Below are 26,051 nucleotides of genomic sequence, written 5' to 3' on the forward strand. Positions count from 1 at the left end.
GTGCTTGATTAAGCCGCTTCCTTCTCGCTCACTCCGGCCGAAGCAAAGCTGGCCATCTCGCTCATGATCCGGCAGCTCGACTCCAGCAGCGGCCAGGCCAGGGCGGCGCCCGAGCCTTCGCCCAGGCGCAGGCCCAGGTTCAGCAAGGGTGTGGCGCCGCAGGCTTGCAGCATCAGGGTGTGGCCGCGCTCTTCGGAATGGTGCGCAAACACGCAGCGTTCCAGCACAGCCGGCTGCAGGCGCGCGGCCACCAGCACGGCGGCGCTGGTGATGAAGCCGTCCACCACGATCACGCGGCGCTCCAGCGCGGCTTGCAAAATGGCACCCACCATCATCGCGATCTCGAAGCCGCCGAAGGCAGCCAGGGCCTGCAAAGGCTCTTTGGCGTACGCATGTTTTTGCAGCACGGTGTCCAGTACGCTGATCTTGCGCGTCAGGCCAGCGTCGTCCAGGCCGGTGCCGCGGCCGGCGCATTCGGCAATCGGGGCGCCGCTCAGGCGGGCCAGCAGCAGGGCCGCGCTGGAGGTATTGCCGATGCCCATTTCGCCCAGCAGCAGCGCATTGCCCGGGCGCTGGCGCAGCAGGTTCTTGCCGGCGGCGATGGCGGTGGCGCATTGATCAATGCTCATGGCGCTGTGTAGGGTGGCGTCCTGCGTGCCCTTGGCGATCTTGGCGATGATCAGGCCCGGGCGTGGCGCAAAGTCATGGGCCACGCCGGCGTCCACCACCGTCATCTCCAGCCCATGCTGGCGCGCCAGCACGCTGACGGCGGCGCCGCCGGCCAGGAAGTTTTCCACCATCTGCCAGGTCACTTCGCTGGGGAAGGCCGACACGCCCTGCGCCGTCAGGCCATGGTCACCGGCAAACACCATCAGCTGCGGATCGCGCAGTTGCGGGCTCAGGCTGCCCTGAATCAGACCCAGGCGCAGCATCAAGCCTTCCAGCAGGCCCAGCGAGCCCAGCGGCTTGGTCTTGCCGTCGATACGCTCTTGCAAGGCGGTGCTCAGGGCGGCGTCGGCCAGGGAGGGAATGGTGGGGATCAGGTCTTGCATCATGCGGGGGACTCGGTATCGGTGAGGCTTTGCAGGGCGGCCAATACCTGGCCGGCCCCGCGTGTGATGGCCGTGGGGCCGGGCGACAAAATGTCGGCGGATTTGATTTCAATCAGGCGGCCGCCCAGCTCGGCAAAGCCGGGCCGCGCTAGCACCTTGTCGGGCGCGAAGCGCTTGCCGCACCAAGAGCCGAGGATCAGCTCGGGGCGTTGGGCCAGCACCTCGCTGGGCGAGACGATGCGTTGTTTGGCAAAGCCGGCTTGGGCACGTTCGGCGAAGACATCCTCGCCACCGGCCAGCTGAATGATTTCGCTGACCCAACCGATGCCGCAAATCATGGGCTCGTCCCATTCTTCGAAATAGACCCGCGGGCGGCGTGGCAGGCGGGCCGCAGCGGCGGCAATCTCATCCTGGCGGGCCTGCAATTCGGCGCAGAGGGTCAGGGCTTGCACTTGCCGATTCACCAGCTCGCCCAGGCGCAGCACCATGGCGTGGATGCCGGCCAGGCTGCGCTGGTCGAACCACAGCGTGGCCAGGCCGGCGCGCTCGCATTCCTCCAGCAAGGGCCGCTGCAGGTCTGAAAAGCCAATCACCAGATCGGGCTGCACGGCCGTGATCTTCTCCAGCTTCATGCTGGAAAAGCCGCTGATCTTGGGCTTTTCCTGGCGCGCCTCGGGCGGGTAGACGGTGTAGCCGGAGATGCCGGCGATATGCGCTTGCGCGCCCAGGCGGTAAAGCGTGTCCACCGCCTCCGTGGATAGGCAGGCGATGCGTTGCGGGATGGCCTGGCCTTGGCTTGTTGCTTGAGTCATGGCGCGTCCAGCAAGCCCGCCAGCACGCCGGGGGCAAAGTGTTGATCGACGTAGTCGGCGAGGCCCTCGAACACCGAGTCCAGGCTGGGCGTGGCGGCGCCGAACAGGGCGCGCATTACCAAAGGGTCCTCGAACAGGCCGTGGGCATAGCAGCCCAGCACCGAGCCGGCTTGCCAGCCAATCACCTCGCCGCTGTCGCTCAAGACGGCCGGCTGGGCCGGGGCCAGGCTAGGGTGTTGGGCGCTGCGGCCATGGTGAATTTCATAACCTTGGGCCTGCACGGCGCTCAAGTCACCCCAAGGCGCGGTCAGCGCGCTGAAGCGCAGCTGGGCCGGGCGCAACAGTTTCTCGCGCTCGAACTGGGTGACCAGGGGCAGCAGGCCCAAGCCCGGCGCATTGCCGTCCAGACCAAAGGGGTCCAGCAGGCTTTCGCCCAGCATTTGCAGGCCGCCGCAGATGCCCAGCACCCTTTTGCCGGCCGCTGCGTGTTGGGCCACGGCCAGGTCCAGGCCTTGCGCGCGCAGCCAGGCCAAGTCGGCTGCCACGGCCTTGGAGCCGGGCAGGATGATGAGGTCAGCGTCCACCAGTCCTGCCGGTTCGCGCACCCAGCTCAGGCGCACCTGGGGCAGGCCGCGCAGGGGCTGGAATTCGTCCAGATTGGACAGGCGCGGGTAGGCGATGATGGCAATCTTCATCACGCCTGGGCCACCGCCGCCGGTGCAGCCGTCGTCGAAAACGCCGTCTTCTTCCGGCAGGCCGTGGCCGCGCCACATCGGCAGCACCGCCACGGTGGGCACGCCCGTCAAGGCTTGCAGCTGCTCGGGGCCGGGGGCCAGCAGGCTGGCATCACCGCGGAAGCGATTCAACACATAACCGCGAATCAAAGTGCGTTCATGCGCGGGCAGCAATTGGTGGGTGCCGTAGAGATGGGCAAAGGCGCCGCCACGGTCGATATCGGTGACCAGCAGGCAGGCGGCTTGCACTTCCAGCGCGGTGCGCATGTTCACGTAGTCGCTGGCATGCAGATTGATTTCGGCGGGCGAGCCCGCGCCTTCAATCACCACCACATCGTTCTCCGCCATCAGCTCATGCAGGGCCGGGCGGGCGCGCAGCCAGAGCTTTTCGCTGCGCTCGCGCCAGGGCATCTCGGTCAGGGCGGTGTCCACCTCGCCCAAGACAATCACCTGCGAGGCGGTGTCTTTCTCGGGCTTGAGCAGGACCGGGTTCATGCGCACCTCGGGCGTGCGGCGCGCGGCCAGGGCTTGGAAGTATTGGGCCGAGCCAATCTCGCCCATCGCGCCTTGCAAGCCCTGCACAACACGGGCGTTATTGCTCATGTTCTGCGCCTTGAAGGGGGCCACCTTCAGGCCTTGGCGCGCATACCAGCGGCATAGCGCGGTGGCCAGCCAGCTTTTGCCGGCACCGCTGGTGGTGCCCAGCACCATGACTGCTTTGGCGCGACTCATTGTGTTTTCAACTCCTCTTGCAGGGCTGCGCGCAGCGCCGCTTGTGATTCGGGGGGCTGGACCGACAGGCGGACCCAGCCTGGCAGGCCAAAGCTTTGCGCGTCGCGCAGCTTGATGCCGCCGTCGTTGTGGCTATTGCGCAGGCGCTGCAGGCAAAGCGCCTGGCTGGGCCGGGCCAGCCAAAAATTGCTGCAGCTGGGGGTTTGTTGCCAATCCAACTCGGCCAGCATCTGCTGCTGCGCCGCTTGCCAGCCGCGCAGCACGCTCCTGACCTCGCTCAAATGGCGGCGGGTGTCTTCGCTATGCCAATGCATCAGCAAGGCGCAGCCTTCGCTGGACAAAACCCAGCTGGGGGCCACCGCCTGGGCGTGCGCCAGCAGGCGATCAGCTTGAGCTGGCGCCAGCAGATAGGCCGCGCGCACGCCGGTCAGGCCCAAGGCCTTGTTGGGGCAATGCAGGCGCCAGGCTTGTGCCGCCAAATCGGCGGGCAGCTGGCTGTGGCCATGCAGGCGCAGGGGCTCGTAAGCCTGGTCGATGGCCAGGCTGGCCTTGGCGGCTTGCAGGGCCAGGCTCAGCGCTTGCCATTCCTCGCCAGACAGCGTGCTGCCGCTCGGGTTGCAGGGCTCGCAGACCCACACTAAGTCAGCATCGGCCAGGCCCTGGCAAAGTTCCGTGATGCTGCGGTAGCTGCGCACCTTCATGTTCAATGCCAGGGCGGCCGCCGCGTAATCACCAAAGCCCGGCTGCGGCACCCAAACGCAGCGGCTGCCGGCCAGCAGCGCCGCCAGGCTGAGCCGGCGAATGGCCTCGGCGCCGCCGGAGCAGGGCAGCACGCGCTCGGGTTCAACACCGGTCGCGGCGCCCAGCTGCGCGCGCAGCGCGGTGTAGGCGGGGTCCGGGTAGCGCTCACGCTCGGCGCCCAGCACGGCCGCCAGCAGCGGCGGCGGCGGGCCCAAGGGGCTGGCGTTGCTGGAAAAATCGTGCGCCACGGCGGGCCCGGCGTCGCTGCCGCCATGCTCGTTCAGCCTCATGGCAACCTCAGCACAAAAGCGCCAAAGGCCAGCAGCGCGGTCGACTTCAGCATGGCAGACAGTGCCAAGCCGTAGGCCCGGGCGATGGCGCTGCTGTCGGGCTCGCTACCGGTGGGGTTGAGTTCGTAAGTTCCCGGTTTGGCCAGGCGCAGATTCAGGCGCAAAGCCATGGCGCCCATGGGCCAGCCGCCGTTGGGTGACGGTGTTTTGCGCGCCTCGCGGCGCAGCTTTGTGAGCCAGTGCAGGCGCCAGCTCAGCAGGGCCAGGCCGGTGATGCGGGCCGGCAGCCAAGACAGCCAGTCGTCTGCCCAGGCGGCCCATTTGCCGGCCCATTCCCAGCGGCCGTGGTAGCCCCACATGGCATCCGCCGTGTTGGCGAAGCGGTAGAGCGCCGCGCCCGGCAGGCCCGCGACCATGAACCAGAAAAGCGGTGCCACGACCGAGTCATTGAGGTTCTCGGCCAGGGTTTCGATGGCGGCCTCGCGCACTTCCGCCGCGCTCAGCGCCGAGGTGTCGCGGCTGACCAAGCGGGACAGGCGCGCCCGCCCGGCCTCCAGGGAGTCCTGCAAGGCCAGCTCCACCGCCGCCACTTCCTCACTCAGCATGCGCCAAGACAGCAAGGGCTTGAGCATCAAGCCCAGCAGCAGGGCGCAGCCCAGCATGCGGCCGCTGGCCTGCCAGGGCTCCACGCCGCGGATCAGGCCGGTCTCCAGCATCACCGTCGCGGCCACAACCAAGAGTGCGCCTAGCCACCAACGCAAGGCCCCTGCCGTAAAGCCGGCCGCTGGCCCCAGTGACTGCAGCCATTGCGAGCCGCGCTGCAGATAAGCGCCCATGCCCACCACCGGATGCGCCCACACCGGCGGTTCGCCAAACAGGCGGTCCACCAGCAAGGCCACCAGCATGGCCAGCGGCAGCAGCAGGGCCATGCTCATCAGTCTTCAATACCGCGTTGGGCCGGCACACCGGCCTTGAAGTGATGCTTGATCAAAGCCATCTCGGTGACGGTGTCGGCCAACTCAATCAGCTCCTCCGGCGCGTTGCGGCCGGTCAGCACCACATGCACATGGGCAGGCCGCTCGCGCAAGGCTTGCAGCACCGGCTCCAGCGGCAGCCAGCCATAGCGCAGCGGATACATGATCTCGTCCAGTACGACCAGGAAATGCTCACCAGCGGCAATCGTCGCGGCGGCACGTTCCCAGCCGTCGCGCGCCAGTTGCGCGCTGTGTTCCAGGTCCTTGCTCTTCCAGCTGAAGCCGTCGCCCAAGCCTTCGATGGGCACACCGAGTTGTTCGAACAGGCGGTGCTCGCCGAAGCGGGCGCTGGGCACTTTCATGAATTGATAGATCTTCACCGCCTTGCCACGGCCATGTGCGCGCAGGGCCAGGCCAAAGGCGGCCGTGCTCTTGCCCTTGCCGTCGCCGGTGTGGACCAGGATCAGGCCGCGTCGCTCGGCGGTGGGGATGATGCGTTCGCGGTCGACTGGGGGTTGTTCGATTTGCATGGTTTCAGGCTCAGGGCTGGCCGCCGAAGAAGGCCGCCACAGCGGCCGGGTTCGAGGCGAAATAGTGGTGGATATAGCTGGCGCGCAGGGAACCCTGTTGGTAGAGCGATTCAGTCGTGCGCCCGCCATTGGGGTTGTGGGCGGTGGCGATCGCCGGCAGCGGCGTGCCCAGGGTTGAGTAGTGGAAGCTGTGGCCGCGCAGCGGGCCTTCGGGCCAGTCGATGGCTTGCAGGCCAAGGGCGGCCAGGCGGCTTTGCATGCGGGCGCTGCCTGGCATCACACCGGCCATGGCATGGGGCTGGCCATCGACATCCAGCAGCTGATCCAGCAGGCACAGCATGCCGCCGCATTCCGCCAGCAGCGGCCGGCCGGCGGCCAGGTGTTGGCGCAGGTCGGCAAAAAAGCTCGGATGCTGGCGCAGGGTTTGCGCATGCAGCTCCGGGTAGCCGCCGGGCAGCCAGAGTGCGTCGCAGGCCGGCAAGGCCTGACCCTGCAGCGGCGAGAACATCAGCAGCTCGGCGCCCAGCGCGCGCAGGCAGTCCAGATTGGCGGGGTAGATGAAGCTGAAGGCCGCGTCCTGCGCCACCGCGATGCGGCGGCCGGCCAGGGCTTGCGGGTCGGCTTCGGCCAGTGCGCCGGCGAAGCGCTCGGCCGCGCCCTCGAAGCTGACGCGGGGGAATTCAAAGTCAGGCTCCAGCGCGCGGGCGAACTGGTCGGCCCAGGCGTCCAGCTGTGCGTCCAGTTCGGGCAGCTCCAGCGCTTGCACCAGGCCGAGGTGGCGCTCCGGCAGGCTGAGGCTCTCATCGCGCGGCAGGGCGGCCACCAGCGGCAGCTCGGGCGGCAGGCCTTGCGCCACCATCTTGCCGTGGGCGGCGCTGCCGACTCGGTTGGCGACCACGCCGCACACCGACACATCGGCGCGAAAGCGCTGCAGGCCGGTGGCCAGGGCGGCGAAGGTTTGGGCCATGGCCGAGGCGTCGATCACCGCCAGCACCGGCAGGCCGAAGGCGGCCGCCAGGTCGGCGCTGCTGGGATCGCCGTCAAACAAGCCCATCACGCCTTCGACCAGGATCAAGTCCGCGCTCGCCGCCGCTTCGGCCAGAAGGGCGCGGCAGTGATCCAAGCCACCCATGAACAGGTCCAGTTGGTAGACCGGGTGGCCGCTGGCGCGTTCCAGAATCATCGGGTCCAGGTAGTCGGGGCCGGTCTTGAAGACGCGCACGCGGCGGCCCAGGCGGCGCTGCCAGCGGGCGATGGCCGCGGTGACGCTGGTCTTGCCGGAACCGGAGGAGGGCGCGCTGATCAACAGCGCTTGGCATTCATTCATGGCGGGCCTTCAAAGGCAGGACATTGCTGGTGGTGGCGGCAACTGAGCGTGGCGTGCTGGCGCTGGATGCCGGCGCACCGGGCAGGGCCAGCCACTGGCCTTGCCACTCGATCAGTTGCAGGCGATGGTCGAATACTTCTTGCAGGGCGGCGCGCGTGGCGGCCTCGGCCGGGCTGCCGCAGTGGCGCACCCGCCCCTCGCTCATCACCACCAGCCAGTCGGCCTGCAGGGCGACATTGAGTTCGTGCAGCACGCTGATCACCGTGTGATCGGCACGCACCTGATCGCGCACGATCTGCAGCCAGTCGGCCTGATGCGGCGGGTCCAGATGGGCCAGGGGCTCGTCCATCATCAGCACCTGGGCCTGCACCGCCAGGGCCCGCGCCAGTAGCACGCGCTGGCGCTCGCCGCCGGACAAAGTGCCCAGGCTGCGGGCGCGCCAGTCCCAGCTTTGGGTTTGGCGCATGGCGGTCTCGACGGCGGCGTGATCGGCCCCGCTTGGCGGGGCCAGCCAGGCGCGGTGCGGCAGACGGCCCAGCATCACCACATCTTGCGCGCTGAGGTCATCGCCGCTAGCCTCGTTCTGGCCGAGCCAGGACAGCTCACGCGCTCTTTGCTTGACCGGGCGCGCGTGTAGTGGCTGCCCCAATAATTCGATGCTGCCGAGGCTGGGCGTCAGGCCCGCCAGTGCGCGCAGCAGGGTGGATTTGCCGGCGCCATTGGGGCCGACGATGGCGGTCCAGCGGCGCTCGGGCAGGGCCAACTCAATGCGGTGCAGCACCGGGTGGCCGGACAAGCTGACGCTGAGTTCGCGCGCATGCAGGGCGGCGGGCTGTGTCAGATTCTTTGTGCTCATGCGGCCCTCCGGCTGCGTTGGCGGTGCATCAGGCGCAGCAGATAGCCGCCACCCAGGATGGCGGTGATGACACCCACCGGCAGCTCCTGCGGGGCCAGAATCCAGCGCGACAAAATATCGGCACTCAGCAGCAGCAGGCCACCTGCGCAGGCCGATAGCAGCAGCAATTTGCCATGCGGCGCGGGGCACAGATTGCGCACCAGATGCGGCGCCACCAGGCCGACGAAGGCGATCATGCCGGTCTGCGCCACCGCCGTGCCGGTGGCCAGGGCGAAGGCGGCGATCAAGGCCATGCGCACCAGGCTCAGGCGCACGCCCAGGGACTGCGCCGTGGCCTCGCCCAGGGTCAGGGCGTCGAGCGCCTGGCTGCCGCCCAAAGCCACGGCCAGGCTGATCAGCAGCACGGCCGCCATCAGCGCCACGCTATTCCAGCCCAGAAAGCCGGTGGTGCCAAGCACAAAGGCGGCCATGGTGCGCATGATGTCGGGCGTGGCCAGGGTGATCAGATCGGTGATGGCGCCCAACACCACGCCCACCACCACACCGGCCAGCAGCAGGCGCAGGGTGTGCTCAACACCGCGCGCCATCATCAAGGCCAGGGACACGCCCAGCAAGGTGCCGCAGAAGGCTGCGCCCGTCAGGCCCAGGCGCTCCAGCCATTGCAGGGATTGCGGCGAGCCGCCGAACAAGGCCAGCGTGATCGCCACGCCTAAGCGCGCGCCGGCCGCACTGCCCAGCAAATAGGGGTCGGCCAGCGGATTGCGGAACAGGCCTTGGGTGATGGCGCCGGCCAGGCCCAGCAAGGCGCCCGCCAACCAGGCGCCGAGCGAGCGCGGCAGGCGGATTTGCCAGAGGATTTGCTGCGCCATGGCGTCGTCATGCAGCCAGGTGAAGGCGAAGCCGGTGCTGCCCACCGCCACGCCGAGCAGCATCATCAAGGCGCCGGCCAGCAGCAGCCCGGCCAGCAGCGGCCAGGGGGCAATGCGTTGCGCGCTGGGGCTCATGCTCAGGGCTTGGCTGTGGCCACGGCTTTGGTTTGCGGGGCGAACTCACGTAGGCATCGCGCCATGATTTGCGCTGCCTCGCCCATGCGTGGGCCAGGTCTTGCCATCACATCGCTTTGCTCGGCATCGAAGACGCAGACGCGCTTGTTGGCGATGGCACCGATGCGGTCCCAGCCGGGGCGCTGATACAGGCCGTCCAGATTGCGCCGGCCAATCATGATGAGCTGCGGATTGGCGCGCACCACATACTCGGGGCTGATCTTGGGAAAGGGGCCCATCTCTGGCGTGATGATGTTGCGCCCGCCCAGGCGGGCCAGGGTCTCGCCCATGAAGGAGCTGGGGCCGGCGGCATAGGGCGAGCGGTCCACCTCGTAGTACACCAAGGTGCCGCGTGCCTGGGGCGGAATACTTTGGGCGGCGGCGCCAACGCTGGCGTCAATGCGGCGCCAGATCGCTTGCGCGTCCGCCACCTGCAGCAATTGGCCCAGCTTGGTGAGCACGCGCTGCACATCGGCGTAGGACTTGGTTTCCAACGTCACCACGGTCAGGCCCAGGCCGCGCAGGCGATCGCTGACTCGCGAGGAGGGGGCCACGAGCACCAGATCGGGCCGCAGCGCCACGATGGTCTCGACTTGGGTATCGTCCAAGCCGCCCAGCTTGGGCAGCTTGTTCACTTGGGCGGGGTAGTTCGAGTAGCGGTCCACGCCCACCAGGCGATCGCAGGCACCCAGCTCGCAAACCGTTTCGGTCAGCGAGGGCAGCAGGGTGACGATGCGCTGTGGAGGTTTACTCCACTGCGTGGTCTGGCCCTGGTCGTCTTTGATGGCGACGGTGGCTTGGGCTTGCGCGCTCGTATTCAGCAGGCTGAATACGAGTAAAGGCAGGGCGATTAAAAAATTCAAGCGGCGCAATTTCATGGCTTTGATTCCTTGGCTCATTGGCCGCGCTGGGCCGCCACCGGCCGGGTCCAGGGCTGGCCCGCCACCATCAGGGTCAGCTGCGCGCAACGCGCGGCCACCTCCTGATTCAGGCGCCCCAGCTCATCGACATAAAAACGTGCCTCACTCGACATCGGCGAGACACCCCAGCCGACCTCGTTGGACACAAAAATGATGCGGCCGGGCAGCTGGGGCAGGGCCTCAAGCAAGGCCTGCCGTTCCTGTTGCCAGCCGAGCAAGTCCGCCTGGCCCTGCATGGGCATCAACCAGTTGGTCAGCCACAGGGTCAGGCAATCCACCAGAATGAGCCGCTCGGGCGCGGCGTTAGCTTGTAAAGCCGCGGTCAGGGCCAGGGGCTCCTCCCGCGTGCTGAAGCCGGCCGGGCGGTCTTGCTGGTGGCGCTGAATGCGGGCTTGCATCTCCGCATCAAAAGCCAGCGCCGTGGCCAGCACGATGACGCGGTGCTCGGGCGCAGCGGCCAGCCAGTCTTGCGCCAGCGCTTCCGCATGGCGCGACTTGCCGCTGCGTTGGCCGCCGACGATCAGCTGGTGTTGGCCGCTGCTAGTGTGGTGTTTCATGCTGTGTGGCGCTTAAGAAAACCGATGGATTCGCTCTTGTGGCAAGGCGCAAACCGCAGCCATAGCCGTAGCTATGGCGAGGATTTGCAACGCCGTCACGGGAGTGAAGGCGCGGTTTTATGACCCGCTCAGTGTGAAACACCACACTAGCCATGGCTCAGAGCGCCGGGCTGTAACGCAGGCCCAGGAACACGGTGCGCGGCGCCTGCGCATAGTCCAGCGCGGTCTGGTAGTCCTTGCTGAAGGCATTGTCCAGATTGAGCTGAACTTTCAACTCACGCGTCAGCGCATAGGCTGCGTTGAGGTTGAGCAAGGCATAGCCGCCCAGCGGGCGTTTGTTGGCGGCGTCGTCAAAGCGTTGGCCGGAGGCAAACACCGCCGCGCCGAAGTCGAAACCAGCCAGCTGGGTTTGCGCCGAGATCGTGCCGAACTTGCTGGCACGGCGGGCCAGCATATTGCCGGTGGCCAAGTCCTTGGGCGCTTGCAGGTCCAGGCTGGCGCGCCATTGGATGCCGACCAGCTGGGTGCTGGCGGCCAGGCTCAGGCCTTGGAGCTGGGCGCGGGTGACGTTTTGATAGCAACCAAAGCTGCTATTGCAGGTGCCGGCGCCGCCGTAGACGATCAGATTGTTGATGTGGTTGCGGTAGACGGTGGCGCTGGCGTCGCTATCACCCGCGGCGAACTTGATGCCGACTTCCACATTGCGGCCCTTCTCCGGCTCCAGCGCCTTGACGCCAGGGATGCTCAGCTTGGGGCCGTAGTCGCTGAAGCTCTGGTACAGAGTCGGCGCACGGAAGGCATTGCCGACCGAGCCAACCAGGCGCCAGGCCGGGCTGAGCTTGACGCCCAAGGCCAATGTGCCGGTGTTGACGCCGCCGAACTGGCTGTCGTCGTCGTGGCGGGCGTTGACTTGGGCGTCGAAGGCCGCGCCGGTCCACAAATAGCCCAGGGCCAAGCCGGTTTGAGTGCGCTCGGCGCTGCCCACGGTGGCGGCTTGGGTCAGGCCGCTATTGTCCAGCTGGTCTTGCTTGTGCTCGGCCAGGAAGTTGATCTGCTGATGTGCGTCAAGCTGATAGCTACCGTCCAGGGTGGCGGTGCGAATCCGGGTGTCGGTCTTGTAGGGCGATGGGCGGGTCTCGTAACCGGCCTTGGCCTGGGCCACGCTGAGGCGCGTTTGCAGGGCCTGGCTCCATGTCGAGAGCCAGCTCAGGCGTGCCGCGCTTGTGTCTTGCAGGCTATGGTCATCGACCTTGGACTTGAAGGCGTCGTACTGGCCGTCGGTATGGCTTTGCAAGGCCATCAGCTCCAGGCGATGCGCGGTGTTCAGCTGCGCGCCAAGGCGCAGGCTGGCGTTGTGCTTGTTCCAGCCGTCGATGTCGGGGTGGTAGTTGCTGTTTTTTGGGTTGGCGATGGTGTTGAAGCCGTCGCTGCGCTCGCCGCCCACATTGAGGGCGTAGTCGAACACGCCGGCCGTGCCGCTCACCGAGGCACCCAGGCGGGCCGTGCCCAAATTGCCAATGCCGCCGCTCAGCTCAAGGGCCAACTTCTTGGCGCCCTTGCGGGTGAAGATCTGCACCACACCGCCGACGGCGTCGGAGCCGTAGAGCGCGCTGGCCGGGCCTTTCAGCACTTCGATGCGCTCGACTTGCGAGAGCGGGATGGTTTCCCACGGCGCGCCGCCGGTGCTTTGGCTGTCCATGCGCACGCCGTCGATCAACACCAGGGTGTGGCGTGAATCGGCGCCGCGCAGGAAGACCGAGGTGGTCGAGGCCGGGTTGCCGTTGCGAGTGAACTCGACGCAGCCGGCGTTGCGCAGCAGATCTGCCAGGTCGCCGAAGCCTTGGCGGTCGATGTCGGCGCGGGTGATGACGGTCAGGTCGGCGCTGACATCACCGAGGCGTAGCGGTGTGCGCGAGGCGGTCACTACCACCGAGTCAAGCTTGTTGGGGCCGGGGCCGGCTTGTTGGGCCAGGGCCTGGCCGGACAGGCCAGAGAGCGCAGCAGCAGTGGCCAGAGACAGAGGCGCGAAACGGCGCAGGCAGGCAGGGGCGAACGCCAAGCGGGCCGAGGGCCGGAAAGAAGTGGTTTGCATGAAAGAAAACAGGGAACACAGCAAGGGCCAGACGCGCAACTCACCCGCTACGCGTACTGAAATCGATGCATCGATGCAGACATGGCTGCGGCGATCCATCACCTTGTTGGCCGGTATCCGGGCTGGTGAACATACCGCTGAGTCCTTCCCAGCACCTCTTCTTTGCAGAATCGGCGCCAGTGGATTGAGTCCAGGGCTTGAGGCATCTGTCGAAGCATGCCTCGTTCACTTACCGTTGCGGGGACAGCTCAGGTTGGTCTTGCCGCGTGGCGGCTTAACTTCCTGATTCCCGTTTAACTGCACCGCCATGAAGGGCGGTGCGAGCACCAACAGCCTTTGATTCTACTTGCTGCCGGGCACTGTTTTCGCCGGTTTGGCTGGCTTGCCCGCTTTTGGCGCCTTGCGCTTGTCTGGATGCTTGTGCGCAACGGACTTGGGCGCGCTGGCAGTTGGCTCGGCTTGGGCGATGCCCTTGAGCCCATCAATGCCTGCTGGATTGGCATTGCGCTGCAAGTCTTGGGCTTCCTGGCGCAGCCGGGCCTGCTCCATTTGGTCGGCCTGCCGGGCTTGTTGTTGCGCCTGTGCTTTGGCGGCTTGCGTTTGCGCGGCCTGGGGCTGGTCGTAGCTCAGCGGGGAGGGCGCGGTGTCGGGCTTGCCGGGGCAGGGGGAGTCGCGCAATTCGCGTCCCTCCGGCCCGCAGCGATAGAGGCCGGTGGTCTTGATTTGGGTTTGCGCCTGCGCCGTTTGCTGCAGACCCAGTGCCAGCCCGAACAGGGCTAGCAGCGGGCAGAGCAAGAGGCTGGCAAAGCGGTTCACGGGCTGGGTTTGTGATCCTGGGCAGGCCCTGATTCTGCGCTTGCGAGGGGGCTTGTTTCAAGCGCGCCATCCGCAGCTTTGAGGGTGACTCCTAGCTCAGCGGCCTCAGCAGGTTTGGGCGGCTTGGGTGGCTTCGGCCGAGGCGGCTTGGCGTGGATCTTGGTCAGTGCCTTGTCCATCTCGCCCTTAAGCAGCAAGTCCACCGCATCAAGCGATTTCGCGATGCAGTCTTCCACCGCCTGGCGCTCGGCCAGTGGTGGTTTGCGCAGCACATAGTTGGCCACTTCAGCCTTATGGCCGGGGTGACCAATGCCGAGGCGCAAGCGCCAGAAATTGGCGCTGCCCAGCTGGGCCTGCATGTCTTTCAAGCCGTTGTGGCCGCCATTGCCGCCGCCTTGCTTGAACTTCATCTCGCCGGGCAAGAGATCCAGCTCATCGTGGATGGCCAGGATTTCTTCCGGTGCGATCTTGAAGAACCGCGCCAGTGCGGCCACCGACTTGCCGGACAGGTTCATATAGGTCATGGGCTGCAGCAACCAGATCGGTCCGGCTGCGCCGGGCGCGGTGTTGACCCGTGCGACCAGGCCGTAGTAATTGCGCTCCACCTGCAGCGAGGTGCCGAGCTTGCGCGCCAGGGTGTCAATCCACCAGAAACCCGCGTTATGGCGGGTGTCTTCATATTCAGTGCCCGGATTGCCGAGGCCAACAAAGAGTCGAATCATGGGGTGGGATTATCCTTGCGGACTTGTGCCCGCCGCCACGGCCGGCTGCCCGCGCTTGAAAGACGATAGAAGGACGTTTGCATGATTGCTAATTTGCTGCTCGCACTGGTGGCTCTGATCCACATCTACATCGTGGTACTGGAGATGTTTCTGTGGGAGAAGCCACTGGGGCGCAAGGTCTTCCGCACCACGCCCGAATTTGCCGCGGCCTCCAAAGTGCTGGCGGCCAATCAAGGGCTTTACAACGGCTTTCTGGTCGCGGGTTTGATCTGGGGCCTGAGCCTCGGCGCAGTCGCGGGTCAGCCGGTGCAATTGTTCTTCCTGGGCTGCGTGCTGGTGGCGGGGCTTTACGGCGCGCTCACCGTGGGCAAAAAGATCTTGTTTGTGCAGGCCGTGCCGGCTGCGTTGGCCATCGCGGCCGTCTTGTTGAAATTGTGAGCGAGCGGGGGCGAAGCTCTCGCGCTGGCGCTGAAGCTAGCGGTCAGGCCTAGTTCGTTTAGGCTTGTGCGAGAGCGCGGTTGCGGCCCTGCAGTTTCGCGGCGTAGAGCGCCAGGTCGGCGCGTTTGAGTGCCGGTTCAGCGCTGTCAAGATCGTCTGCCTGCCAGGCGCTCACGCCGATGCTGGTGGTGACGGGGTGGCCTTGGCTTTGCACGGCTGCGGGCAGGGCCAGCGTCAGGCGTTGAGCCAGACTCAGGGCCTGCGCCAGATCGGTGTCGGCGCAGATCACCAGAAACTCTTCACCACCCCAGCGCACTACGGTGTCCAGATCGCGGAGGCTGTTGTGTAGCTGCTGGGCTGCGATTTGCAGCACATGGTCGCCTTCGTCATGGCCGTGCCGGTCATTGATGGCCTTGAAGTGATCGAGGTCCAGCAGCAGCAGGCTGAAAGTGCGGCCATGGCGCTGCGCGCGCGAGACGTTCAGCGCAAGCACTTCTTTGCCGCGGCGGCGATTGGGCAGACCGGTGAGGACGTCGGTGTGTGATTGCCAGAATCTGTGGCTGGATTCGCGCCAACGCCGCCAAGCGAAGATGCCCAAAAGCCAGGGCAGCACCGAGAAACTCAGCAGCAATTCGTCCAGTTCCCATTCTTCATGTTGGACCGAGAAAGCGCTGAAGAGTTCGAATACGTTGTAACGTACAAAGAGCAAATGCAGCGCGACGACGCTGACCAGCAGGAGCAGCAATTCGAGCAGTGCAACACGCTCGCGTTCGCACATGCGCTTGAAGCGCCGTTTGGCAGACAGAGGGGCGAAGGGCATGCGGCTGGGTAGAGGGACGCTGCGCAAAGTTTGGACCTAGCGCAAACCCTAATTGGGCCGCAAACAGGCCGCTCAGGCCAGGAACTTTTGCCCATAAAAAAAGGCCCTGCATCGCAGGGCCTTCTACTTACCTGGGCTCAGGAGCCCAAAGCGAGACTTATTTACTTCTTGCCTTTTTTCTTGCCCTTGCCGTCATCGGCAGGAGCGGCAACGGCCACGATCACTTCTTCAGCGACGGGCTCAACCGGCGTGGCAACCACGGGGTTAGGCTTGCCGTGAGTCACAACCTTGACGCCGGCGGGCAGAGTCAGGTCATTGACGTGCACCGAGTGACCCTTGGTCAGGCCGCTCAGGTTCACTTCGATGAACTCGGGCAGTTGCTGGGCCAAGCAGGTGATCAGCAGTTCGTTGATCACGTGGTTGACGGTGCAGCTGTCGGTCTTGACGGCAGGCGAAGTCTCTTCACCGATGAAGTGCAAAGGCACCTTCTTGGTGATCTTGGTGGTGCCGTCAACGCGCTGGAAGTCAGCGTGCAGAACTTGCGGCTTGTAGGGGTGCAGTTGGAAGTCGCGCAGCAGAACTTGCGTCACGGTGCCGTTCAGTTCCATCTCGAGGATGGTGCTGTGGAAGGCTTCCTTCTTCAGCGCGTGGAACAGGGCGTTGTGGTCCAGTTCGACGTTGGCAGGCTCGCCGGCACCGAAAACGATGGCAGGCACGCGGCCAGAAATGCGCAGGCGGCGGCTCGCTCCGGTCCCCTGCAAATTGCGCTCAAAAGCGACGAATTTCATATGGTTCTCCAAAAAGGATGAATGGAACGCCCGCGACCAGGCTGTTCCGGTAAAAGCGGCCCTGAACTACCGGGCCACAAGGAAAACAAGCCTCGGTGTTGCCACCCAGGCTCGTTGATCAGAAATTGTTGTTCTGCTCGCTGAACAGCGAGGTCACCGACTCACCGTCCGAGATGCGGCGGATGGTTTCTGCGAACAAGAAGGCCACCGACAGCTGGCGAATCTTGCCGCAAGCCTTGGCTGCGTCGTTCAGAGGAATGGTGTTGGTGATGACGACCTCGTCCAGCATGGACTTGGAGATGCGCTCAATCGCCGGGCCCGACAGAATCGGGTGGGTGCAATAAGCGAACACGCTCTTGGCGCCACGATCCTTCAGCACTTCGGCGGCCTTCACCAGGGTGCCGGCGGTGTCGATCATGTCGTCCATGATGACGCAGTTGCGGCCATCGATTTCACCGATGACGTGCATCACTTCGGACACATTGGCGGCTGGGCGGCGCTTGTCGATGATGGCCAGATCGCAACCGAGCTGCTTGGCCAGGGCGCGCGCACGCACCACACCGCCAACGTCGGGGCTGACCACCACCAGATTGGAATAGTTGCGGGCCTTCAGATCCGACAGCAGCACCGGCGAGGCGTAGATATTGTCGACCGGGATGTCGAAGAAGCCTTGGATCTGGTCAGCGTGCAAGTCCATGGTCAGGACGCGTTCTACGCCGACCTTTTGCAGCAGGTCGGCCACCACCTTGGCCGAGATCGGCACGCGGGTGGAGCGGGGGCGGCGATCTTGACGGGCGTAACCGTAGTAGGGGATCACGGCGGTGATGCGGCGAGCGCTGGCGCGCTTCAGGGCATCAACCATGATCAACAGTTCCATCAGGTTTTCGTTGGTCGGCGCGCAAGTGGGCTGGACCACGAAGACATCACGTGCACGCACGTTCTGTTGAATCTCGACGGTGACTTCGCCATCGGAGAAACGGCCAACAGTCGCCTTGCCGAGCTCGAGGCCCAGATGCGTGGCGATTTCTTGGGAGAGGACCGGATTGGCATTACCGGTGAAGAGCACGGTATTGAGCAGCACGAGCCATCCTTTACGGAAAAGGACCCGTGGTCAGCCGCGTGTCCGGGTAGAAAAAACAAAAGCCCGTAACGTTAAATTAGCGGGCTACGGATTCACTTGCGAATGCTGTGACTTCCTGAAGAAATTTGGCAGGGGAAGAAGGATTCGAACCTTCGCATGTCGGAATCAAAATCCGATGCCTTAACCAACTTGGCGACTCCCCTACACAGGACACTGCAGAGCTGCAGCACCCCATAACTTTCAGCGTCTTATCTTGCTTAGGCCCAACCGTGAAGTGGGTGCCGATCTAAGCAGCGGCAAATTCTAGCATGAAAATTAGAGGGTAAACCATCTAACCATGAATTTTTATCCGAAGATAAAGTGCCGCTTTTTCCTGTCTGCTTTGCCGGCAAACCGTCAGGCCTGAGCCCATCGTTAAGCCTTGCAAATACTGCGCTTCCCGATCCCGTCATTCGGCTATTGCCAAACTCGGCTTCAAGAATCTGCAGTGCCTGAACAACTTCGGGGCAGTGGGCTTCGGCCGGCTTTTGTAGATCGTTACGACCAAAGCCATTCAAAAAGCTCGCTATCCCTTGCTCGTTCAACTCAACTGGCTTGGCATTCTCGCTAGAAGAGCCTTGACTCTTCTCGTTTGTGTGCTGCGCTTCGTTGTGTGCAGGAAAGCCCGCTACTATAGCCACAGAATTCGACCTTGCCAAGAGGGGGCTCGAAAATATTTGCTGTGTGGAGATGCTTTGAGCGGGTTTGAGGACCGCAAAAGTCATCTGCGGCAAATCGATGGGATGCAGGATTTCCCCGATGCCTTCTACAAACGCGTGCCTTCCGCCCAGAAAAAATGGCACGTCGGCGCCCAGGCTCAAACCCAGTGAAAAAAGTTTTTCCAAAGGCCAGTTAAGGTCCCATAAACGGTTCAAAGCCAGCAAAGTGGAGGCTGCGTCGGAGGATCCCCCGCCCATGCCAGCGCCCGCAGGGATGCGTTTTTCAAGATGGATGTCGGCGCCATAGTTGCAACCGCTTTGCGCTTGCAGGGCACGCGCCGCGCGCAGGCACAGGTCGTCGGCGGGCAAGATCGCACTGGCGTCAGCGCCGTCGTGCCTCGTCAGTTGGCCGTCGCTGCGGCGTTCGAAGTGCAGGGTGTCGGCCCAATCAATCAGGGCGAAGATCGATTGCAGCAGGTGGTAGCCGTCGGGCCGTTTGCCGACAACGTGCAAAAAGAGATTGAGCTTGGCGGGAGCGGGGACGTCGTAAATCGCGTGCATGGGAAAGAGATCAGGGAGTGGCGCTTGAGGGTTCGACGCGGGCGCGCAGCGTGACGATGGGCTCGCTGGAGTTCCCGTTGGCGCCTTTTGCCGCCATGATGACGCCTTGCTTGCCGGCGAGGTCAAAGCCCGTGAGGTCAATACGCCAACCCAGTTGTTCAAAGCCGGCCTGTTCTTGCGCCAGCGGCCGACTGGCTACTTGTGGCCAGGGCCGACCTTGCAGCCAATCAAACAAGGCGGCGACAGGGATTGCTTCGCCCAGCAGTTCGCGGCTCAGCTCATCCAGATCGGCGAATTGGCGCTCGCCCTCGGGAGTTTGCAGCTTGACTTCGCCGGCGCCCCACGTCGCGCGCGCCACCAAGCTGCCCAGCGGTGAACTCAGCTCCATTTGCCCGGCGGCGGGGTTGCCGCTGAGGTCAAAGCCCACATTGCCGCCGGTGGGGCGTGCCGTACTGCTGCTGACCTGGATGCTGAGTCGGCCGGTCAGATGCACATCGCCTTCTGCCCTGACGACCACAGGCTTGGCGGGTAGGCCGGCGCAGCCGATCAGACCACCACTCAAACCCGCGACGAGCAGGGTTGCCATTGCTGCGCGCGAAAACTGCCTCACAGACTTCACAGCGCAACCTTCAGGCGTTTGAGTGTTTCTAACAAGGCTTCGTTCTTGGGGTCGCGCTTGAGGCCTTCTTGCCAGATCTGGCGTGCTTCTTCGGGCTGATCATTGGCCCACAGTACCTCGCCCAGGTGGGCGGCGATCTCGGCGTCGGGCCGCGCGGCATAGGACTGACGCAGCAAGCGCAAGGCCTCGGCCTTGCGGCCCAAGCGGAATTCGACCCAGCCCATGCTGTCGAGGATGAAGGGCTCGGTGGGGACAAAGCTGAGCGCCTTGGCGATCAGTTCGCGCGCTTCTTCCAGGCGGATATTGCGTTCGGCCAGTGAGTAACCCAGCGCGTTGTAGGCATGGAAGTGATCTGCCTTGGTGGCGATGACCTTGCGCAGCAGTTGTTCCATCTCTTCAAAACGGCCGAGCTTCTCCGCCATCATGGACTGCTCATAAAGCATGTCGGCGTCACCTTGGATGCGCTCGTTGGCTTTGGCCAGCACCTCGTAAGCGGTTTGCCAGTCATGCGCCTCGCGCAGCAGTTGCGATTCGGCCAGCAGCTTGCTGCGCAGTTTCTCCGGGCTGTCTTCAGGCTGGGTCTGAATGATGGCGCGGGCCTGGCTCATCTTGCCTTGGCGGGCCAGCAAGGAGGCACGGCGGAACTGCGCTTCCATCATGCGATCAGGGCTGTCGACCTTGATCAGCCAGGCTTCGGCGGATTGCAGGTCGCCGCGCATTTCGGCGGCTTGGGCCAGCATCAGCCAAGCTTGTTGGCGGGCTTCGCGCTCGGCCGCTTCCTGGTTTTGTGCCTGAGCCGTGTTGGATGGCGTGGGGTTCTTGTCCAGCAGGGCCAGGTATTCGCCCAGGGCGTTTTCGGCCTCTTGGGGGTGGCGCATGTCCAACTCAAGCGCGCCGAGTCCAAACCAGGCGGTGGAGATTTGCGGCGCGGCCTGGGTCACGGTGCGGAATTCTTTTGCCGCATCGGCCGCGCGCTGGGCCCGCACCAAGGCCTGGCCATAAGCCAAGCGCAGGGCGTGGTTATTGGGTTGGGCCGCCAAGCGCGCCTTGATCAAGCTTTCTGCCTCCGGGCGGCTTGCCATCAGCTCCAGCGCCAGTTGCATGGCGTCATCGGAGTCTGGATATTCAGCGGCCAAGTCTTTATTCAGGCTGAACGCGCGCGCCGTGTCGCCGGCCGCAATGCTCAGCCGGGCTTGGGTCAGCCGTGCGGCAAGCCGGGTCTCTTTTTGCGCGGCGGCTGATTCCAGCACCGGGTCCAAGGCAGCCAAGACCCGCTTGGGCTCGGCCGCGCGCTGGAACAAGCGGGGCATGGAGAGCAGCACGCCACTGCGCTGATCGACCGGGCTGAGTGCCAGCAGGGCGCGCAGGGGCTCGGGCGCTTCGTTGGGGCGATTCAGCGCGGCCAGCAATTGCAGCGTCATCTGCTGGGCGGCTGCAGACTTGGGCAGGGTGTCGCGCCAGGCCTTGGCCGCTTGCAGGGCCTGATCACCGGCGCGCGCTTGCAGGGCGATGCTGACGACGCGGTTGAACAGCTCCTCGTCACTGGTGCGCCGGGCGGCGTCCAGCAGCACTTGGTAGGCCACGCCGGGCTGGCCGCTGCGCAATTCCATCTCGCCCACCAGCAGTTGGTAGAACAGTGGTGCGTCCAGCTCCGAATTGTGGGGGGCCGAGGCGGCGTTGCTTGCTGCGGCGGGCTTGGGTTCGGCTGGTTTGGCCTGCGCGGCCGGTGCAGCCCATGCGGTCAAACTCGTCAAGCTCATCAAACCGGCGCTCAACAAGGCCAGGCTGGCCTTGCGTGGAAAGGAAGAAAGACCGCCTGGGCGGCAATACTCGGGCATGAAAGCTCCTGCGTGAACGATGCTGCGGGGCGATGACTGGGCAAGGACTCGCTTTGCCCCTCATTCTGCCCCGATATGATGGCCGCATGCCCGAGCTCCCCGAAGTCGAAGTCACCCGCCGCAGCTTTGCGCAAGCCATTGAAGGCGCTACGGTGACCCGCGTGGCCCTGGGTAAAGCGCTGCGTTGGCCGCTGGGGCTGGCGCCCGATAGCTTGGTGGGCGGCCGTGTTGGCGCCGTGACCCGCCGAGGTAAATATTTGTGGCTGCCGGTTTCTGCGCCGGTGGCGGAGGGCGGCTTGCTGCTGCACCTGGGCATGTCGGGCTCGCTGGCCTTCAGCGCCGCGCCGCAAAGTACGCCAAGCGCACCGGGCCCGCATGACCATTTCGACCTCTATACCGACCGCGGCCTGCTGCGTCTGAATGATCCGCGTCGCTTTGGCGCCGTGGTCTGGTCGCCAGCTTTCGATCAGCCGCCGGCCGCCAAGCTGCTGGCCGGCTTAGGGCTTGAGCCTTTTGACCCGCGCTTCACCGGTGAGTACCTGCGTGCGGGCTTGAGCGGGCGCCGGGTGGCGGTGAAGTCGGCCCTGCTGGCGGGCGATATCGTTGTGGGCGCCGGCAATATCTACGCCTGTGAATCCCTGTTTTTGGCCGGCATTGACCCTCGGCTGGCCGCTTCCAAAGTCAGTCGGCCGCGGGCCGAGCGCTTGGCGCAGGCTGTGCGCGGCGTGCTGGCCCAGGCGCTGGAGGCCGGCGGTACCACCTTGCGCGACTTCAAAGATGCGCACGGCGTGGCCGGCAGTTTTCAGATGCAGGCCAGCGTCTATGGCCGCGAAGGCCTGCCCTGCTTGCGCTGCGACACCCCGGTGCGCCGCATCGTGCAGGGCCAGCGCTCCACCTTTTTCTGCCCCAAATGCCAAAAGAAGTAGTCGATTTTTTCGCGCCCCGCCTGGTGGCCTGGCAGCGCAGCCATGGCCGCAATAGCTTGCCTTGGCAGAACACCCGTGACCCTTACCGCGTCTGGTTGTCCGAGATCATGCTGCAGCAGACCCAGGTGACGACGGTGCTGGGCTACTACCAGCGCTTTCTGGAGCGTTTTCCCACGGTGCTTGACCTTGGCGCTGCCACGCTGGACGAGGTTTTGGCGCTGTGGGCGGGCTTGGGCTATTACAGCCGGGCACGCAATCTGCACGCTTGCGCTCAAGCCGTAGCCAGCCAGCACGCGGGGCAGTTCCCGGGCACGGCTGCGGCTTTGCAGGAATTGCCCGGCATCGGCCGCTCGACCGCGGCCGCCATTGCGGCTTTTTGCTTTGGCGAGCGGGTGGCGATTCTGGACGGCAATGTCAAACGCGTGTTGACCCGCTTGCTGGCTTTCGAGGGCGATATGGCCAGTGCGGCAGAGGAGAAAAAGCTCTGGCTGCTGGCCACCGAGTTGCTGCCTGCGCAGGGCGATCAGATGACGGCCGATCAAATGACGGCATATACCCAGGGCTTGATGGATCTGGGCTCAGGTGTGTGCACCGCTCGCTCGCCGCAATGCCTGCTGTGCCCGGTGAGTGAGTTGTGCGCCGGCCGCGCGCAAGGCGAGCCCACGCGTTTCCCGATCAAGACCAAGAAATTGAAGCGCAGCCGGCGCGAGAACTGGTGGCTGTGGCTGGAGCATGAGGGTCAGGTCTTGCTGAGCCAGCGCCCGGCCACCGGCGTGTGGGCGGGGCTGTGGAGCTTGCCCATGTATGACGATGAGGCGGCGCTGCAGCAAGCGGCCAGCGCGCTGGCCACGCCGCTGGAGCCTATGCCGGGCATCAAGCATGTGCTGACCCATTTCGACTGGACTTTGCATACCCAGCGTGCTGAATTGCGCGCCCGGCCGGACTCTGGCCAATTCGACGGAGAATGGGTCGCTCGCGAGCGCCTGGCTGAATACGCCTTGCCGGCGCCGCTGAAGAAACTAATTGGCTGACACCTCGTTGGCAGCTTGGGGCTTTGATGAATAGCGCTGTTAAAACCACGATCGAATCGGCACTGGTGGCCTTGTTTGCCGCTGGCTGCTGCCTGTGGTTTCTGGTCTCGGCCGCCAATCTGGACGAGCCGCCTGCGGCGCGCATCGTCTTGCTGGCCGTCGGGCTGGCCATTTGCCTGGCGGCGCATTGGGCGTTTATGGCCGTGGTGCTCAAGCGCAGCGGCCGCTCGCTGCTGCTATGGCTGCCTTTTGTGGTGATCTTTGTGCCTGTTGGCAGTGCGGTGCTGCTGGCTATTCTGTTCTCTGAGGACAAGCCTCAGCAGGCTTGAGCCCTCGCGCCTGCGGGCTCGCGCAGGCAATCACTGCGCTCAGCGCGCGTCCAGCTCCCGGTGGCGTTTGAGCACCTGGCCGTGGCTGGCGAATTTGCGCGCCAGCGCCTCGACCAAGAAGACCGAGCGATGCTGGCCCCCGGTGCAGCCAATCGCCACCGTCAGATAACTGCGCTGATCAGCGGCATAGCTGGGCAACCAAGTGGCCAGGAAGCCGGAGATCTGGCCCATCATCAAGTCCACCTCGGGCTGGGCTGACAAATAGTCAGCTACCGGTGCGTCGCGCCCGTTCAGCGGCCGCAGCTCGCGGTCGTAATAGGGGTTGGGCAGCACGCGCACGTCGAACACCAGGTCGGCATCGCTGGGCACGCCATGCTTGAAAGCGAAAGACTGGAACACCAGCGTCAACGTGGTGCCGTCCACCACCACCAAGTCGCGCACCCAGGCGCGCAGTTGGGCTGGGCGCAGCTGGGAGGTGTCCAGCACCGTAGATTCCACCCGCAGGGCGCTGAGCAGTTCGCGCTCCAGCGTGATGGCGTCCAGCAAGGCGCGGTGCTGATCTTCGCCTTCGGTCTGCAACTGTTGGCCCAGGTCTTGGCGCAGTGGGTGCGGGCGGCGCGTCTCGGAGAAGCGCCGCATCAAAGCCTCGGTATTGGCGTCCAGAAAGATCGAGCGCACCGGTACGCCTTCGGCGCGCAGCTTTTTGATCAGCGGCAGCAGCAAGGGCAGGGAGCCGACGCTGCGCACGTCCACCGCAATCGCCACATGGCGCTTGCCGCGCAGCTTTTCCAGGCTCAGGAATTCCAGCAGCAGCTCGGCCGGCAGGTTGTCGACGCAGAAAAAGCCGGCATCTTCCAGTGCATGCATCACCACCGATTTGCCGCCGCCCGACATGCCGGTGACCAGCACCACATCGCTTTGCATGGGCGCTTCTGCGGTGCTGCGATTGCTGGCCAGTGCTGAGTCCGGCGTAGGGGCGTCGTTCTCGGTGCTGCTGCTCATGACTTGGCCTTCTTGTGTTTAGCGCCGGCCGTGGGCAGGCCGGAGAGGTCCAGCATTTCCTGGGCGTGTGCCAAGCTGGTGGACGACAGTCGCTCGCCACCCAGCATGCGGGCGATCTCGGCAGTTCGCGCTTCGCCGCTGACCGGGCGCACCTCGCTGCAGGTCTGGCCGCCGTGCAAGCTTTTGGCCACCACCAGATGCTGGTCGGCACAGGCGGCGACTTGGGGCAGGTGAGTCACCGCCAAGACCTGGCGCTCGCGCCCCAGCTGCTTCATCAGGCGGCCCACCGTTTCTGCAACCGCGCCGCCGACCCCCGCATCAATTTCGTCAAAGATCAGCGTGCCCACGCCGGCTTGTTGCTGCTGGCTGGCCGTGACAGCGATGGCCAGTGCGATGCGCGACAGCTCGCCGCCCGAGGCCACTTTGGCCAGCGGGCGCGCGGCGCTGCCGGCGTGGCCGGCCACCAGAAATTCGGCCGACTCCAGGCCAAAGCTCTGCGGTTGATCTTGGCTCAGCAATTGAATCTCGAACACCCCACCGTTCATGCCCAGCTGCTGCATGGCTTGGGTGACGGCGGCAGCCAGCTTGGGCGCGGCCGAGCGGCGCGTGGCCGACACCTTCTTGGCTTCAGCGCTGAACTGCTGCTTGGCAAGCGCCAACTGCTTTTCCAGTGACTCCAGATCACTGGCAGCGTCCAGCGCTTGCAACTCGCCGCGCCACTGGGCGTGCAAGGCAGCCAACTCCTGCGGCGGGCGGCGGTAGCGGCGCGCCAGGGTCAGCCAGGCGGAAACGCGCTCGTCCAGCTCCTGCATGCGGCCGGGTTCCAGCTCGGTGCTGTGCAAATAGGCGCTGAGCGTGTGGCTGGCGTCTTGCATCTGCGTTTGCGCGCCGCGCAAGGCTTCAACGGCGGGCAGCAGGCTGGCATCAAAGTCCAGCACTTTTTCGAGTTGATCGAGGGCGGTGCTGAGCATGCTCTCGGCGCTGGGCTCGGCTTCGCTGAGCTCGTTCAGCGCGCCGCGCGCGGCGTCCATCAGCGACTGCGCATGCGAGAGCTTTTGATGCTCGGCGTTGAGCTCGTCCCATTCGTCGGCGCCGGGCGCCAGGCGATCAATCTCGCCGATCTGCCAGGCCAGGCGCTCGCGCTCGCGCAGCAAATCGGCTTGGTCGGACTGGGCATGGGCCAGCGCATCGCTGGCTTGCTTGAAGGCGGCGAAGGCGGCCGTCAGCGGCGCCAAGTCGAGGCCGGCGTAATCATCCAGCAGGGCGCGCACGGCGGCCGGGCGGGTCAGACCTTGCCAGGCATGTTGGCCGTGAATGTCCAGCAGGCTGTCGGCCAGCTCGCGCAGCTGCGTCACGGTGGCGGGGCTGCCGTTGATCCAGGCGCGGCTCTTGCCTTGGGCGTCAATGACACGGCGCAGCAGCAGCGTGCCGGATTCATGCTCGAAGCCGGCCTCATCCAGCCAGCTGGTGAGGTGGGCGGGGCGGTCGAACTCGGCCGTGATGTCGGCACGGGCTGCGCCCTCGCGCACCACACCGGCGTCGCCGCGGCTGCCCAGAGCCAGCTGCAGGGCGTCGATCAGAATCGACTTGCCCGCGCCGGTCTCGCCGGTCAACACCGAAAAACCGTTAGCGAAATCCAGCTCCAGCTCGGGAACGATGACAAAGTCCCGCAGGCTCATGCGCCTCAACATAGTTGCATCCTCAGCATCGGCAAAGAACAGG

General features: G+C 65.1%; 26 protein-coding genes, 1 tRNA gene and 1 riboswitch. Of the genes, 4 read left to right on the plus strand and 23 right to left on the minus strand.

Features of this window, described 5'->3' with window-relative positions; genetic code table 11:
* Window positions 1-8: 8 nt before the first annotated feature.
* From cobT to pth, 14 genes are all read right to left on the minus strand, one after another.
* The gene (gene cobT / locus AABB87_RS12845) at window positions 9-1,052 is read right to left on the minus strand and encodes a nicotinate-nucleotide--dimethylbenzimidazole phosphoribosyltransferase (RefSeq protein WP_341971700.1); all 1,044 of its coding nucleotides are present in this window, start codon (window positions 1,050-1,052) and stop codon (window positions 9-11) included.
* Window positions 1,052-1,864 (minus strand): ABC transporter substrate-binding protein, encoded by an 813-nt coding sequence (locus AABB87_RS12850; protein WP_341971606.1) that lies wholly within the window; start codon window positions 1,862-1,864, stop codon window positions 1,052-1,054. The genes cobT and AABB87_RS12850 overlap by 1 nt, the downstream gene beginning before the upstream one ends.
* Complete coding sequence (locus AABB87_RS12855) at window positions 1,861-3,330, minus strand: cobyric acid synthase (protein WP_341971607.1); 1,470 nt, start codon at window positions 3,328-3,330, stop codon at window positions 1,861-1,863. The genes AABB87_RS12850 and AABB87_RS12855 overlap by 4 nt, the downstream gene beginning before the upstream one ends.
* A complete protein-coding gene (locus AABB87_RS12860; protein WP_341971608.1) occupies window positions 3,327-4,361 on the minus strand; it encodes an aminotransferase class I/II-fold pyridoxal phosphate-dependent enzyme in 1,035 nt (344 codons plus the stop codon). The genes AABB87_RS12855 and AABB87_RS12860 overlap by 4 nt, the downstream gene beginning before the upstream one ends.
* Window positions 4,358-5,290 (minus strand): adenosylcobinamide-phosphate synthase CbiB, encoded by a 933-nt coding sequence (cbiB, locus tag AABB87_RS12865; protein WP_341971702.1) that lies wholly within the window; start codon window positions 5,288-5,290, stop codon window positions 4,358-4,360. Before cbiB ends, AABB87_RS12860 begins: the two co-directional genes overlap by 4 nt.
* A gap of 5 nt (window positions 5,291-5,295) precedes the next feature.
* Window positions 5,296-5,865, minus strand: a complete 570-nt coding sequence (cobO, locus tag AABB87_RS12870) for a cob(I)yrinic acid a,c-diamide adenosyltransferase (protein WP_341971609.1) — start codon at window positions 5,863-5,865, stop codon at window positions 5,296-5,298.
* Window positions 5,866-5,875: 10 nt separating this feature from the next.
* Window positions 5,876-7,192, minus strand: coding sequence for a cobyrinate a,c-diamide synthase (locus AABB87_RS12875; protein ID WP_341971610.1), 1,317 nt, complete (start codon window positions 7,190-7,192; stop codon window positions 5,876-5,878).
* Complete coding sequence (locus AABB87_RS12880) at window positions 7,185-8,048, minus strand: ABC transporter ATP-binding protein (protein WP_341971611.1); 864 nt, start codon at window positions 8,046-8,048, stop codon at window positions 7,185-7,187. The genes AABB87_RS12875 and AABB87_RS12880 overlap by 8 nt, the downstream gene beginning before the upstream one ends.
* Window positions 8,045-9,052: a FecCD family ABC transporter permease gene (locus tag AABB87_RS12885; protein WP_341971612.1), complete on the minus strand. Its 1,008-nt coding sequence runs from the start codon at window positions 9,050-9,052 to the stop codon at window positions 8,045-8,047. The genes AABB87_RS12880 and AABB87_RS12885 overlap by 4 nt, the downstream gene beginning before the upstream one ends.
* A gap of 2 nt (window positions 9,053-9,054) precedes the next feature.
* Window positions 9,055-9,969 (minus strand): ABC transporter substrate-binding protein, encoded by a 915-nt coding sequence (locus AABB87_RS12890; RefSeq protein WP_341971613.1) that lies wholly within the window; start codon window positions 9,967-9,969, stop codon window positions 9,055-9,057.
* Between the two features lie 17 nt (window positions 9,970-9,986).
* Entirely contained in the window at window positions 9,987-10,568 is a 582-nt protein-coding gene (gene cobU / locus AABB87_RS12895; RefSeq protein WP_341971614.1) for a bifunctional adenosylcobinamide kinase/adenosylcobinamide-phosphate guanylyltransferase, read from the minus strand.
* A gap of 157 nt (window positions 10,569-10,725) precedes the next feature.
* Window positions 10,726-12,660: a TonB-dependent receptor domain-containing protein gene (locus tag AABB87_RS12900; RefSeq protein WP_341971615.1), complete on the minus strand. Its 1,935-nt coding sequence runs from the start codon at window positions 12,658-12,660 to the stop codon at window positions 10,726-10,728.
* 91 nt (window positions 12,661-12,751) lie between these two features.
* Window positions 12,752-13,006, minus strand: a riboswitch (cobalamin riboswitch).
* Window positions 13,003-13,476: a hypothetical protein gene (locus AABB87_RS12905; protein ID WP_341971616.1), complete on the minus strand. Its 474-nt coding sequence runs from the start codon at window positions 13,474-13,476 to the stop codon at window positions 13,003-13,005. It overlaps the preceding riboswitch by 4 nt.
* Window positions 13,473-14,198: an aminoacyl-tRNA hydrolase gene (pth, locus tag AABB87_RS12910; protein WP_341971617.1), complete on the minus strand. Its 726-nt coding sequence runs from the start codon at window positions 14,196-14,198 to the stop codon at window positions 13,473-13,475. Before pth ends, AABB87_RS12905 begins: the two co-directional genes overlap by 4 nt.
* An 81-nt stretch (window positions 14,199-14,279) precedes the next feature.
* Between pth and AABB87_RS12915 the strand changes: the two genes are divergently transcribed.
* Window positions 14,280-14,636 (plus strand): DUF1304 domain-containing protein, encoded by a 357-nt coding sequence (locus AABB87_RS12915; protein ID WP_341971618.1) that lies wholly within the window; start codon window positions 14,280-14,282, stop codon window positions 14,634-14,636.
* Between the two features lie 58 nt (window positions 14,637-14,694).
* Here the strand turns inward: AABB87_RS12915 and AABB87_RS12920 are convergent, their stop codons facing one another.
* From AABB87_RS12920 to AABB87_RS12950, 7 genes are all read right to left on the minus strand, one after another.
* Entirely contained in the window at window positions 14,695-15,456 is a 762-nt protein-coding gene (locus tag AABB87_RS12920) for a GGDEF domain-containing protein (protein ID WP_341971619.1), read from the minus strand.
* A 161-nt stretch (window positions 15,457-15,617) separates the two neighbouring features.
* On the minus strand, window positions 15,618-16,244 hold the full coding sequence (locus AABB87_RS12925) for a 50S ribosomal protein L25/general stress protein Ctc (protein ID WP_058718620.1): 627 nt from the start codon (window positions 16,242-16,244) through the stop codon (window positions 15,618-15,620).
* 118 nt (window positions 16,245-16,362) lie between these two features.
* Window positions 16,363-17,325 carry a ribose-phosphate pyrophosphokinase gene (locus AABB87_RS12930; protein WP_058718621.1) on the minus strand — a complete coding sequence of 321 codons (963 nt, stop codon included), beginning with the start codon at window positions 17,323-17,325 and terminating at the stop codon, window positions 16,363-16,365.
* Window positions 17,326-17,451: 126 nt separating this feature from the next.
* A tRNA-Gln gene (locus tag AABB87_RS12935) sits at window positions 17,452-17,528 on the minus strand.
* A gap of 54 nt (window positions 17,529-17,582) precedes the next feature.
* Window positions 17,583-18,584 carry a 4-(cytidine 5'-diphospho)-2-C-methyl-D-erythritol kinase gene (gene ispE, locus AABB87_RS12940; RefSeq protein ID WP_341971620.1) on the minus strand — a complete coding sequence of 334 codons (1,002 nt, stop codon included), beginning with the start codon at window positions 18,582-18,584 and terminating at the stop codon, window positions 17,583-17,585.
* A gap of 10 nt (window positions 18,585-18,594) precedes the next feature.
* Entirely contained in the window at window positions 18,595-19,170 is a 576-nt protein-coding gene (locus AABB87_RS12945; RefSeq protein WP_341971621.1) for an outer membrane lipoprotein LolB, read from the minus strand.
* Window positions 19,171-19,199: 29 nt separating this feature from the next.
* Window positions 19,200-21,041 (minus strand): tetratricopeptide repeat protein, encoded by a 1,842-nt coding sequence (locus AABB87_RS12950; RefSeq protein WP_341971622.1) that lies wholly within the window; start codon window positions 21,039-21,041, stop codon window positions 19,200-19,202.
* Between the two features lie 86 nt (window positions 21,042-21,127).
* Between AABB87_RS12950 and mutM the strand changes: the two genes are divergently transcribed.
* From mutM to AABB87_RS12965, 3 genes are read left to right on the plus strand one after another with little or no spacing between them, the layout of a single operon-like run.
* A complete protein-coding gene (gene mutM / locus AABB87_RS12955; RefSeq protein ID WP_341971623.1) occupies window positions 21,128-21,967 on the plus strand; it encodes a bifunctional DNA-formamidopyrimidine glycosylase/DNA-(apurinic or apyrimidinic site) lyase in 840 nt (279 codons plus the stop codon).
* Window positions 21,952-22,998 carry an A/G-specific adenine glycosylase gene (gene mutY, locus AABB87_RS12960; RefSeq protein ID WP_341971624.1) on the plus strand — a complete coding sequence of 349 codons (1,047 nt, stop codon included), beginning with the start codon at window positions 21,952-21,954 and terminating at the stop codon, window positions 22,996-22,998. The genes mutM and mutY overlap by 16 nt, the downstream gene beginning before the upstream one ends.
* A 26-nt stretch (window positions 22,999-23,024) precedes the next feature.
* Complete coding sequence (locus tag AABB87_RS12965) at window positions 23,025-23,327, plus strand: hypothetical protein (protein WP_058718627.1); 303 nt, start codon at window positions 23,025-23,027, stop codon at window positions 23,325-23,327.
* A gap of 39 nt (window positions 23,328-23,366) precedes the next feature.
* On the opposite strand, the gene rapZ is transcribed toward AABB87_RS12965, so the two are convergent.
* Together rapZ and recN are read right to left on the minus strand one after the other, a co-directional pair.
* A complete protein-coding gene (rapZ, locus tag AABB87_RS12970) occupies window positions 23,367-24,251 on the minus strand; it encodes an RNase adapter RapZ (RefSeq protein ID WP_058722012.1) in 885 nt (294 codons plus the stop codon).
* 74 nt (window positions 24,252-24,325) lie between these two features.
* Complete coding sequence (gene recN, locus AABB87_RS12975) at window positions 24,326-26,020, minus strand: DNA repair protein RecN (protein ID WP_341971625.1); 1,695 nt, start codon at window positions 26,018-26,020, stop codon at window positions 24,326-24,328.
* Window positions 26,021-26,051 lie beyond the last annotated feature (31 nt).

It is taken from the genome of Roseateles sp. PN1 (assembly GCF_038419725.1).
Lineage (GTDB): Bacteria > Pseudomonadota > Gammaproteobacteria > Burkholderiales > Burkholderiaceae_C > Paucibacter_A.